Here is a 10,639-nt window from a genome sequence, read left to right on the forward strand (position 1 = left end):
CTACGCCGTCACGCGGGCGGGCGTGCTTTTGGTGGCTGCGTCCGCGAGCTGACGTTCGCGCTTGCCCCAGGTTTCACGGGTGGCGACGGCGGCCCACAGTCCGATGGCGGCGTAGGTGCCGAAGAGCAGCGCCGGGCCCATCCAGCCGAAGCTGACGAACAGCAGGGTGGTGATGAACGGGGTGAAGCCGGAGACCATGGCCGAGATCTGGTATGCCAGCGAGGCGCCGGAGGCGCGGGTCTTGGCCTGGAAGAGCTCCGGGAACCAGGCGCCCTGGGCGCCGGCGAGCGAGTTCTGGCACACGGCGTAGGAGATGACGAGGGTGGCGATGATGAAGATGAACAGGCCGGTGTTGACCAGGAGGAACATCGGGACGGCGAACGCCACCGCGAAGGCGCAGGACCAGATGTAGAGCGGGCGCCGGCCGATCCGGTCGGTCAGGCGGGCCCAGGCCTGCGTGGCGAAGATGCCGATTGCGGAGGCGACGCAGAGGGCCACGAGCGTCTGGGTCTTGTCGGCCAGGTGCTGGGTGTTCAGGTAGGAAATCATGTAGGTGATGGACACGGCGTAGCCTGCGGTCTCGGCGATGCGGAGGCCGATGCCCTTGACGATGTTGCGCCAGTCGGTCTTCAGGACCTCCGTAATGGGCGACTTCACGATGTCGCCGCTGTCCTTGACCTCGTCGAAGACCGGGGACTCGGGGACCTTGGAGCGGATGATGAGCCCGACGACCACCAGCACGATGCTGGCGAGGAACGGGATGCGCCAGGCGAGTTCGCCGCCGAGCTGGGCGCTGGCGAGGAACACGAGGTTGGCCAGCAGGAGCCCGACCGGGAAGCCGGCCTGGACCATTCCGGTGTACTTGCCCTTGGACTTCCAGGGCGCGTGCTCGTAGCTCATGAGGATGGCGCCGCCCCATTCCGCGCCGAAGGCCAGGCCCTGGATGATCCGGACGAACACGAGCAAGGCGGGAGCCATGAGGCCGACCTGGCCGTAGGTGGGGAGCAGCCCGATCACGAAGGTGGCAATGCCCATCAGGATCAGGGAGGCCACCAGGACGGGCTTGCGGCCGAGCTTGTCACCGAGGTGGCCCCCGATGATGCCGCCGATCGGGCGGGCCGCGAAGCCGACGCCGAGCGTGGCGAAGGCGGCCAGCGTTCCCGTCACCGGATCGCCGGTGGGGAAGAACGCGGTGCCGAAGTACAGGGCCGCGGCCGTTCCGAAACCAATGAAGTCGTACGTTTCGATCACTGCGCCGACGCTGGAGCCGATCGCGACGCGACGGGCGTCCTTCGTGCCGTGCACAGGGCCCCGCATGGTGAGAGCTTCGTTGCTCATGTCAATCCCTTTCGAAGAGAGCTGCCGGCGCTTCCGCGGCGACACTGTCGACTGTTAACAGATGATACGCCAGTGTGACCCGCGCCATAAGTAATGTCAACAGTCAACTTCAAGGGTTGACTGTTGACAGTCAACTTTGTAGTGTGGTCCACATCACCACCGCCCTCGGGGGCACGACCAGAGGATCAACGACGATGTTCAATTCCCGGCTCGGCTGCTCGTCCATCAGCTTCCGCCACCAGGACCTCCCCACGGCCCTGCGGACCATAGCGGACCTGGGCTTCGAGGAAATCGATCTCGGCGCCCTCCCCGGGGTGTGCGATCACGTCCCGTACGACCTCGACGCCGCGGCCGTCGCCGCCGTGACGGCCGACGTTGTTGCCTCCGGGCTGCGGGTCCGGTCGGTCAACGGGGACATCGGGGACCTGAACGCCGTCCTCGACGCCGGCGCGCAGTCCGCCCGGGGCCGGCACCTTGACGCCCTCCTCACCCTCGCGGCCGGTGCCGGCGCCAGGGCCCTTGTGCTGCCCTGTGGCGCCCTCGGCCACGAGCCGGTCCGCGGCATCGACGAGGACCTGGACACCGTGGCCGCTCAGCTCATCGGGGCCCGGCGGCGGGCGCAGGAGTTCGGCGTCGAGCTCTGGACCGAGTCACTGCACTTCCTGCGCTTCTGCTGGAACCTGGAGCGCGCGGAACGGCTGGCGGAGCGGCTGGCCGGCTCCGGCGTCGGGATCGTCATGGACTTCAGCCACATCGTGGCCGCCGGGGAGGACCCGCTGGACTACCTCGAACGGCACCAGGGCCGGATCGCCCACGTCCATCTGCGCGATGCCGTGCCGGGGAACATCAACCTCAGCATCGGCAACGGCCACGCCGATTTCGCCGCCGGGCTGGGCGCCCTCGCTGCCCGCGGGTACACCGGCCACTTCTCCCTGGAGCTGGAGACCCGCGACGTCACCCACGGGGAACGCCCGGCAGCCGCCGCCAAGGCCGCCAGCTTCATCACCGACCTCATCTGACTTTCCACACCGACGAACAACCCAAGGAGCATCATGAGCAACACCATCCAGCGCACCGCCGTCCTCACCGGAGCCACCTCGGACCGGGGCATCGGCATCACCACCGCACGCCGCTACGCCAGCCAGGGCTGGGCCGTGGTGATCCTGGACCTCGACGGCGAGAAGTCCGCCAAGGTCGCCGCGGACATCGGCAATGAATTCAACGTTCCGGCCTTCGGCCACGAGATCGACGTCGCCAACGAGGACTCCGTCACCGCCGCCCACCAGGCCGTGGCCGCCGAGGTCCGCGCCGGCAACCTGCCCGCCGTCGGCGCCCTGGCCAACATCGCCGGCATCACCTCCCCGGTGCCGTTCCTGGAAACCACCCTGGACCTCTGGAACAAGGTCATGGCCGTGAACGCCACGGGCACCTACCTGGTCACCAAGGCGTTCCTGCCGGACATGATCGCCAGCGGCTGGGGCCGGATCGTGAACATGTCCTCCGTCTCGGCCCAGCGCGGCGGCGGCGTCTTCGGCAAGGTCCCCTACTCCGCGGCGAAGGCGGCCATCCTCGGCTTCACCAAGGCCCTGGCCCGCGAAATCGGCGCCACCGGCGTCACAGTCAACGCCATCACCCCGGGCGCCGTGGACACGAACATCCGGGTGGGCAGCACTGAGGAACAGGAAGCTGCCATCAACGCTGGCATCCCGCTGGGCCGCAACGCCAGCACCGAGGAAATCGCGGCCGTCATTACTTTCCTGTCCTCCGAGGAATCCGCCTACCTCACCGGAACCACCATCGACATCAACGGCGGAAGCCACATCCACTAGCAGCCGCACTGCTCAGTAATCGAGTCAGACCACCGGCGCAGCCGAGAGAGCCCACGATGACCAGAATATTTAACAACCCGTCAGATTTCGCCGAGGAGGCCCTCGCCGGCTTCTGCGACGTTTACGCGAACCTGGTGCGCCAGGTGCCCGGCGGCGCTGTCCGCCGCCACCGGCCAGTCCAGCCGAAGGTGGCCGTGCTGGCCGGCGGCGGCTCCGGGCACTACCCGGCCTTCGCCGGGCTGATCGGCACCGGACTGGCCGACGGCGCCGTGGTGGGGAACATCTTCACCTCGCCGTCGGCCCAGCAGGCCTACTCCGTGGCCAAGGCCGCGGATTCCGGCGCCGGAGTGGTCTTCACCTACGGCAACTACGCCGGTGACGTCATGAATTTCGGCCTGGCCAGCGAACGGCTCGCCGCCGAGGGAATCCAGGTGGAGAACGTCCTGGTGACGGACGACGTCGCCAGCGCACCGCCGTCGGAATCGGGGAAACGCCGCGGCATTGCCGGCGATTTCACGGTCTTCAAGATCATGGGCGCCGCAGCCGAAGCAGGCGCCGACCTCGCCGACGTCGTCCGTCTCGGCCGCAAGGCCAACGACCTGACCCGCACCATCGGCAGCGCCTTCCACGGCTGCACCTTCCCCGGTGCCGACGCTCCGCTGTTCACCCTCAAGGACCGGCAGATGGGACTCGGCCTGGGCATCCACGGCGAGCCCGGCCTGTTCGACACCGAGCTGCCGTCCGCCAAGGAGTTGGGCCAGGAGTTTGTGGCCCGGCTGCTCGCCGAGACACCGCACGGGGCGGGCGACCGCATCGCCGTCATTCTCAACGGGCTCGGTTCCACCAAACACGAAGAGCTCTTTGTCCTCTGGCTCAGCGTTGCGCCGCTGCTTCGCGCCGCCGGCTACACGCTGGTGATGCCGGAAGTCGGGGAACTTGTCACAAGCCTGGACATGGCCGGCGTCTCACTGACCGTCACGTGGCTCGACGACGAGCTTGAACCGCTCTGGACTGCTCCCGCCGAGACCCCCGCCTACCGGCGCGGGAATGCCGGGATCCCCGGCGGCGAGGCTGACGAGACGGCGCCGGCCGAGGCCACGGCGGCGCCGGAGGCCTTCGCCGCCGGCGATGCATCGCGTGAATACGCTCAGCACTGCGTCGCGGCCCTGGCGGCGGCCCGCGAGGCACTCCACGACGCCGAAAAATCCCTCGGCGACCTCGACGCCATCGCCGGCGACGGCGACCACGGGCGGGGCATGGTCCGCGGGATAGATGCGGCGTGTGCCGCGGCCGCAGGGGCTTTGTCCCGCGGCGCCGGCGCGGGGACCGTTCTGGCCACCGCCGGAGATGCCTGGGCGGACAATGCCGGCGGCACCTCCGGCGTGCTGTGGGGCGCCGGGCTGCGGGCGTTCGGCGAGTGCCTGGGCAATGACCAGTCGCCAGACGCGGCGGAACTTGCGGCGGCGGTGGCGGCCTTCGCCGCCCGGATCGCCGGGCTCGGCAAGGCCGACGTCGGCGACAAGACCATGGTGGACGCGCTGGTCCCGTTTGTTGAAACCTTCAGCCGGCTGGCCGGCGAAGGGACCGGTGCGGATGCCGGCTGGTCGGAAGCGGCGCGGGAGGCCACCGCCGCGGCGGAGGCCACCGCGGCCCTGCGTCCGCTGAAAGGGCGGGCGCGGCCCCTGGCGGAAAAGAGCGTAGGGACACCGGACCCGGGGGCCACGTCCCTGGCCATGGTGTTCACCGTGTTCGGTCCGCACCTCGCCGCTGCAAACATCGCCGGTGCGAACATCGCCGGTGTGCGGCAGCCGGCAGGAGCACGCTCATGAGCCCGGCAGGCATCCGCCTCATTGTGGGCGCGGACGAGGCTGGCGTGGACTACAAGGACCAGATCCTGGCGGACCTGCGCACGGATCCGCGGATCGCCGAAGTCATCGATATCGGCGTCAACCGCGGCGATGCCCCCGAGCTGTTCGCCAAGCCGTACCCGTATGTCGGCATCGCCGCCGGGGAGCTGATCAGGGACGGGCAGGCCGACCGGGCCATCCTGTTCTGCGGGACGGGGATCGGTGTCGCCATTGCCGCCAACAAGGTGGACGGCATTCGGGCCGCGACGGCCCATGACTCCTTCAGCGTGGAGCGCTCCGTACTCTCCAACGACTGCCAGGTCCTCACCATGGGCCAGCGCGTGGTCGGGCTGGAACTGGCGCGGCGGCTCGCGCGGGAATGGATCGGCTACACCTTCGATCCCGCCTCCGCCTCGGCGGACAAGGTTAAGGTGCTCACCGACTTTGAGGGCTGCTGAGAGGTCTTCCAAGGATGGGCGACTATCATGGGCCCGTGCCGCCCCTTGAAGTAATTCTCACCGCCTGGCAGATCGACTGGGCCGCCGCCGTCCTGATCAGCGGGTCGGCGGTGTTGTATGCCCTCGGCCTTAGGGCCGCGGCGGCGCGCGGCCAGCGCCCGGCCGTGTGGCGGACGCTGGCGTTCTATCTCCTGGGCCTGGGGTCCCTCACCGTGCTGACCTGCGGGTTCCCGGGTGTCTATAGCGCCCAGCTCCGATGGGCCTTCACCCTGAAGATTTCCCTGTTGCTCTTCGTGGTGCCGTTGCTGATCGGCCTGGGGAAGCCAATCTCCCTGGCCCGGGCGGCCCTCCCGCCGCGGGGCGTGGAACGGCTCAATACGGCGCTCTCGCACCGGAGCGTCCGGTTGTTAAGCAATTCCATGGTGGCCCCGCTCCTTGGCCTGGCGCTGTTCTCGACGTTCCTCACGCCGGCCTTCTACACCCTGCGGGCGACCCCCACGGCGGAGGCGCTGCTGACCTTCGGCGTTCCGCTGCTCGGCATGCTGATGGCCCTGCCGATCATCGAGGAGGCGGATTTCCGCCGCAGCAGCGCCTTCTTCACCCTGGAAATCGTGTTCGTCTTCATTGAGCTGTTAGTCGATGCCATACCGGGGATCCTGCTGCGCCTCAACGGCCAGGTGCTTGATCACGTCACGGCAGTGCAGTCCGCGGTGGGCTGGTTTCCCGGCGCCCTGCGCGACCAGCAACTGGCGGGTGACGTTCTCTGGTTTATCTGCGAAATTGTCGATCTTCCCCTGATCATCCTGATGTTCATCCGGTTCTCCCGCAGCGACAAACGGGAGGCCCGGGGCTTCGATGACCTCACCGATGCGGAACTCGACGAACTTAATGCCGAGCACCTGCGGCGGGGCCGCTAAGTCACCGGATCAGGCTGCTCCACGCTGACTTTGATCCGCTGGACCACGTTGTTGCCCATGCCCTGGTAATTCCACACCTGTTCCAGCGGCTGCACCGCACCGCTGGAATCGGTGGCGCGGCAGCTGAGCTCGTGGTCGCCGGGATCGGCCACCCACGGCATCGACCACCCGCACCACGCGAACGCCGCGGCCGGGTGTTCCAGATGGGCCGGGGCCCATTTGCCGTCGATCCCGACGTCGACGCGCTGCACGGCGCCCTGCCCGGACCAGGCCCGGCCCGTCAGCATCACCGGACCCGGGGGCACCACCCGGCTCCGGGTGAAGAAGTCCGGAACCCCCGGAGGAACCATCAGCGAGCGGACCTTCATCCACGTGACCGGGGTGCCGGGGTCGTCGGCATCCTGCTGGTATCGGTAGGCCTCGGCCTGCTGAAAGCCCTTATAAGGCTTGGTCAGAACCTTGATGGAAGACAGCCACTTCACGCTGGCCATGCCGTACCAGCCCGGCACCACCAACCGGAGCGGGTAGCCGTGCTGCGGCGGCAGGTCCGCGCCGTTCATCCGGTAGGCCAGCACGACGTCGGGCCGCAGGGCCTCCCCGATCGGCAGGCTCCGGGCGTAGTTCTGGGCGACACCGCCCTGGATGCCGGCGTCCGCCCCGCTGAAGAGCACCTCGACGGCGTCGTCCTCCACGCCGGCCTGGGTGAGCAGGTAGGCGAGTGGGACGCCGGTCCACACGGCGGTGCCCACCCCTTCCAACATCCAGGGCTGGCTCAGCGGGCGGGGCCGCAGGAGGGACCTGCCGTTGCCGGCGCACTCCAGCGTGACCGGGATGGTGATGCTCGGCGCCCGGCGAAGGGCCCGCATGCTCAGCTCCAGGGACCGCTGCACGGCGCCGCCGATCTGCAGGTGCCAATGCTCGGCGTCGATGAACGGGATGTCGAAGTGGGTGAGCACGTAGTGCAGCCCGGGCGGCGTGGTCTCGCTCTGCAGGGCCTCGAGGGGCATGGAGTGGTTCCGCACGGCGAGCTGGAGCTCCTCCCCGGTCAACGGGCCGTGGCTCGGGACGCCGGGATTCGGTCCGGGTTTCCCGCTCTGCCGGCGCGGGCTCTTCAGGACAGAGGAGTGTCGGGACATTTGCTTTGGCATGGCGTGCTGCGATTCTTCTCCGGCCGGCCCGGGTTTGGCCGGCGTCACCTGAATTCAGGTCTACGCCGCAGCCCGGAAGCCGTCAATACTGGGCTCTGCCGGCCCCGCGGAGTCCAGCCCAACGGAAACCGGCGCCGCGGCCTACAGCGTGTGAGACTCCGCCAGGAACTGCTCGAGGCTCAGCGGCTCACGGCCCGTCAGCTCATGCACCGCTGACGTAGGGCCGGCCAGTTCACCGGCCGCGATGGCCGTGTAGGTGCTCACCCAGGCATCCACCTGCCAGGGCGGCGCCCCATAGGAGGCGCGCGAGGCGTAGGCCTCCGCCAGGGTCTCGTTGTGGAAGGTGATGGTCCGGCCGGTGCCGGCGGTCAGGAGCTCCGCGCCGCGGGCCAGGGAGATGTCCTCCGGGCCTGTCAGATCGTAGGTCTTTCCCTCATGCAGGGCCGGGTCGCGCAGCACGGTGACGGCTGAACGGGCGATGTCCGCCCGAGCGACGGCCGCCATCACGCCGTCGCCTGCGGGGCCGCGGATGACGCCGTCGTCCCCGGCCAGCAGCGGCAGGAAGTCCAGGTAGAAGTTGTCCCGCAGGAACGTGTAGGCCATGCCGGAGGCTTTGATCCGTTCCTCCGTCGCGAAGTGGTCCCGGCCCAGGGTGAACGTGGAGTCCGGGGCCGCCCCGAAGAATGAGGTGTACACAACGTGCCGGACGCCCGCCTCGGCCGCCGCGTCGACGAAGGCGTAGTGCTGTTGCAGACGGTCCTCGGCCTCGGCGGCGGACACCATGAACAGCGTCGTCACGCCGGCCAGCGCCGCCTTCGCGCGCCCGGGCTCGGCGTAGGAAGTCACGAAAGGGGTGGCGCCTTCGAGTTCGGGCGCCCGGGCGGTGTCCCGCACCAGGAGGCGTTGTTCGCTGCCGGCGCTGGCCAGCAGCCTGGCCACCATGCCGCCCAGGTGGCCGGTGGATCCGGTGACGGCCAGTTCAGGCGCGTTGGGCATGGGCCTACGCCTCGCGGGAGGCGGGCGATTTGGTCTGCGCGGGGTCGCGTTCGGCCAGCGCACCGACGATTGCATCGATCTTGTCCATGATTACCGGGTCCAGCTTCACGCCGGCGGCTGCCACGTTCTTCTCGATCTGCTCCGGCCGGGACGCGCCCATGATGGCCGAGGCCACGTTCTTGTTCTGCAGTACCCAGGCGATGCTGAGCTGGGCCATGGTCAACCCGGCCTCGGCCGCGATCGGCTTGAGTTGCTGGACGCCGGTGAGGACCTCGTCGGACATCCAGCGCTCGATCATCCGGGAACCGCCCTTTGTGTCCGTGGCGCGACTGCCTTCGGGAGCCGGCTTCCCGGGGTGGTATTTGCCGCTGAGCACGCCCTGCGCCATGGGGGACCAGACGATCTGGGACAGGCCCAGTTCCTCCGACGCCGGAATCACCTCGGCTTCGATCACCCTCCACAGCATGGAGTATTGCGGCTGGTTGGAGATCAGTTGGAAGCCCAGTTCTTTGGCGAGGGCATGGCCTTCGCGGATCTGGTTGGCCGTCCACTCGCTGACCCCAATGTAAAGGGCCTTGCCCTGCCGCACGATGTCCGCGAACGCCTGCATGGTCTCTTCCAGCGGCGTCTCGTAGTCATAGCGGTGGGCCTGGTAGAGGTCCACGTAGTCGGTCTGCAGCCGCTTCAGGGAGCCGTTGACGGACTCCATGATGTGCTTGCGGGAAAGGCCCAGATCATTGTGGCCTTTGGGCCCGGTGGGGCCGAAGACCTTCGTGAAGATCTCCAGCGACTCCCGGCGCTCGTCCTTGAGGGCTTCGCCAAGAACAGTCTCCGCCAGCGTGTTGGCGTAGACGTCGGCCGTGTCAAAGGTGCTGATACCGGCGTCAAGCGCGGCCCGGACGCACTGGGTGGCGACGTCGTTCGCCACCTGGGAGCCATGGGTCAGCCAGTTGCCGAAGGTGATTTCTGAAATCTTGAAGCCGCTGTTGCCGAGGTATCTGAATTCCATGGGTTCCAACGTAGCGGACTTACCTGCCCGGGGTAAGGGCTCAGCCGGCTTTGCGGTCCTGGCCAGGCTGGTTGAGCTTCGCGGCCTTGAGGCTGCCGTGCAGGGATACCAGCGAACCGGTGTCGAGCAGGGACTGCGCAGCTGGCATGGGGGGCTTCTTGAATGCTCGCGGGGCGGTGCCAAGCGGTCCGTTGGCGTCCGTGGCCGATGCCACGAGGGCCGAGACTTCCGTGATGTCCCGCGCCGGTGCCTTCGGGTCGGGCAGGTTCCGGACGGAGACCCGGACGGCCGGGCCGGCTTCGGCCCTGGCCCTTGCCACGGCGCGGGCATCTGCCCGGGCCACGGCCGCCGCCCATTCCGGCGACAGGGCGGGTTCCTTCTTGCCGGCATTCCTGGCGGGGCGGCGCGGTTTCAGCGCCGCGGCGGGACGCCCCGGATTTCCGCTGAGGGCGCCGGCAATAGCCAGGACGACCACAACTGCCAACCGGCCGATCCCGGCAATCACCAGGGTCACGGCGAACACGACGAAGAGACCGAGGAACATGACGAATGCGACGCCGAGAGTCCCGAAATAGGTCAGGTGCAACACAATGGTCGTTGGATCTTCCATGTCACCTTTCCTTGCCGGCCTGCTTCAGCGTGGTCCCTGCCGCAGGCAAGTGGCGGGCAGGAGTCCCCTTAACAATACGTACTTTTCGCGGGCCCCGTGCCGCCCCGCCCGGTCCCGGCGAAGATGTGTCGAAGCCGTCATCCCCGAGCGGCGTTCGGCGCCGGGCACCAGACGTCTATAGTCAAGACATCTCTGCCGGCACGCTCCGGCCCGCCGGAAGGACACCTTATGACGCACGCAGCAGCAGCCGATTCGGCGCCCCACGGAGCAGTGCCGGCGGACCGGGCATGAGCGCACCGGCCGGGCCGTATCAGGGGAACTGCGCGTGCCTGTCCGGCGAGCAATATGACCGCTGTTGCGGCCCGTTTCATCGCGGCGATGCCGAGGCGCCGACGGCGGAACAGCTCATGCGCTCCCGGTACAGCGCCTTCGTGGTCGGGGACGCGGATTACCTGCTGCGGACCTGGCACCCGGACACCCGTCCCGC

The 10,639-nt window shown here is 68.5% G+C and carries 11 protein-coding genes; 6 read left to right on the forward strand and 5 right to left on the reverse strand.

What is annotated here, in order from left to right; genetic code table 11:
* Positions 1-1,338 (reverse strand): MFS transporter, encoded by a 1,338-nt coding sequence (locus C8D78_RS19030; protein ID WP_120955428.1) that lies wholly within the window; start codon positions 1,336-1,338, stop codon positions 1-3.
* Between the two features lie 194 nt (positions 1,339-1,532).
* On the opposite strand from C8D78_RS19030, the gene C8D78_RS19035 reads away from it, so the two are divergent.
* The 5 genes from C8D78_RS19035 to C8D78_RS19055 are packed head-to-tail and all read left to right on the forward strand — an operon-like array spanning position 1,533 to position 6,389.
* On the forward strand, positions 1,533-2,357 hold the full coding sequence (locus C8D78_RS19035; protein ID WP_120955429.1) for a sugar phosphate isomerase/epimerase family protein: 825 nt from the start codon (positions 1,533-1,535) through the stop codon (positions 2,355-2,357).
* A gap of 33 nt (positions 2,358-2,390) precedes the next feature.
* On the forward strand, positions 2,391-3,167 hold the full coding sequence (locus C8D78_RS19040) for an SDR family NAD(P)-dependent oxidoreductase (protein ID WP_120955430.1): 777 nt from the start codon (positions 2,391-2,393) through the stop codon (positions 3,165-3,167).
* Positions 3,168-3,223: 56 nt separating this feature from the next.
* The gene (locus tag C8D78_RS19045) at positions 3,224-4,996 is read left to right on the forward strand and encodes a dihydroxyacetone kinase family protein (protein WP_120955431.1); all 1,773 of its coding nucleotides are present in this window, start codon (positions 3,224-3,226) and stop codon (positions 4,994-4,996) included.
* Complete coding sequence (locus C8D78_RS19050) at positions 4,993-5,472, forward strand: RpiB/LacA/LacB family sugar-phosphate isomerase (protein WP_120955432.1); 480 nt, start codon at positions 4,993-4,995, stop codon at positions 5,470-5,472. The genes C8D78_RS19045 and C8D78_RS19050 overlap by 4 nt, the downstream gene beginning before the upstream one ends.
* 35 nt (positions 5,473-5,507) lie before the next feature.
* On the forward strand, positions 5,508-6,389 hold the full coding sequence (locus C8D78_RS19055) for a cytochrome c oxidase assembly protein (protein WP_120955433.1): 882 nt from the start codon (positions 5,508-5,510) through the stop codon (positions 6,387-6,389).
* Here C8D78_RS19055 and C8D78_RS19060 read toward each other — a convergent pair.
* The 4 genes from C8D78_RS19060 to C8D78_RS19075 all read right to left on the reverse strand — a co-directional run bounded on the left by C8D78_RS19060 (position 6,386) and on the right by C8D78_RS19075 (position 10,152).
* The gene (locus C8D78_RS19060) at positions 6,386-7,537 is read right to left on the reverse strand and encodes a sulfite oxidase (RefSeq protein ID WP_425266722.1); all 1,152 of its coding nucleotides are present in this window, start codon (positions 7,535-7,537) and stop codon (positions 6,386-6,388) included. The two genes, C8D78_RS19055 and C8D78_RS19060, sit on opposite strands and share 4 nt — an antisense overlap.
* Positions 7,538-7,678: 141 nt before the next feature.
* Positions 7,679-8,533 (reverse strand): SDR family oxidoreductase, encoded by an 855-nt coding sequence (locus C8D78_RS19065; RefSeq protein WP_120955435.1) that lies wholly within the window; start codon positions 8,531-8,533, stop codon positions 7,679-7,681.
* Between the two features lie 4 nt (positions 8,534-8,537).
* A complete protein-coding gene (locus C8D78_RS19070) occupies positions 8,538-9,542 on the reverse strand; it encodes an aldo/keto reductase family protein (protein ID WP_120955436.1) in 1,005 nt (334 codons plus the stop codon).
* Positions 9,543-9,582: 40 nt separating this feature from the next.
* Entirely contained in the window at positions 9,583-10,152 is a 570-nt protein-coding gene (locus tag C8D78_RS19075) for a hypothetical protein (protein ID WP_120955437.1), read from the reverse strand.
* Positions 10,153-10,439: 287 nt separating this feature from the next.
* Here C8D78_RS19075 and C8D78_RS19080 point away from each other — a divergent pair.
* Positions 10,440-10,639 (forward strand): YchJ family protein (locus C8D78_RS19080; RefSeq protein WP_279629539.1); only part of this gene is annotated, 200 nt, incomplete at its 3' end.

This window comes from Arthrobacter oryzae, from assembly GCF_003634095.1.
GTDB classification, from domain to species: Bacteria; Actinomycetota; Actinomycetes; order Actinomycetales; family Micrococcaceae; genus Arthrobacter; species Arthrobacter oryzae.

Bases quoted from the DNA above. Each gene is read 5' to 3' on its own strand.
- C8D78_RS19030 (WP_120955428.1), bottom strand. From the start codon at position 1,338: ATGAGCAACGAAGCTCTCACCATGCGGGGCCCTGTGCACGGCACGAAG.
- C8D78_RS19035 (WP_120955429.1), top strand. From the start codon at position 1,533: ATGTTCAATTCCCGGCTCGGCTGCTCGTCCATCAGCTTCCGCCACCAG.
- C8D78_RS19040 (WP_120955430.1), top strand. From the start codon at position 2,391: ATGAGCAACACCATCCAGCGCACCGCCGTCCTCACCGGAGCCACCTCG.
- C8D78_RS19045 (WP_120955431.1), top strand. From the start codon at position 3,224: ATGACCAGAATATTTAACAACCCGTCAGATTTCGCCGAGGAGGCCCTC.
- C8D78_RS19050 (WP_120955432.1), top strand. From the start codon at position 4,993: ATGAGCCCGGCAGGCATCCGCCTCATTGTGGGCGCGGACGAGGCTGGC.
- C8D78_RS19060 (WP_425266722.1), bottom strand. From the start codon at position 7,537: ATGCCAAAGCAAATGTCCCGACACTCCTCTGTCCTGAAGAGCCCGCGC.
- C8D78_RS19065 (WP_120955435.1), bottom strand. From the start codon at position 8,533: ATGCCCAACGCGCCTGAACTGGCCGTCACCGGATCCACCGGCCACCTG.
- C8D78_RS19070 (WP_120955436.1), bottom strand. From the start codon at position 9,542: ATGGAATTCAGATACCTCGGCAACAGCGGCTTCAAGATTTCAGAAATC.
- C8D78_RS19075 (WP_120955437.1), bottom strand. From the start codon at position 10,152: ATGGAAGATCCAACGACCATTGTGTTGCACCTGACCTATTTCGGGACT.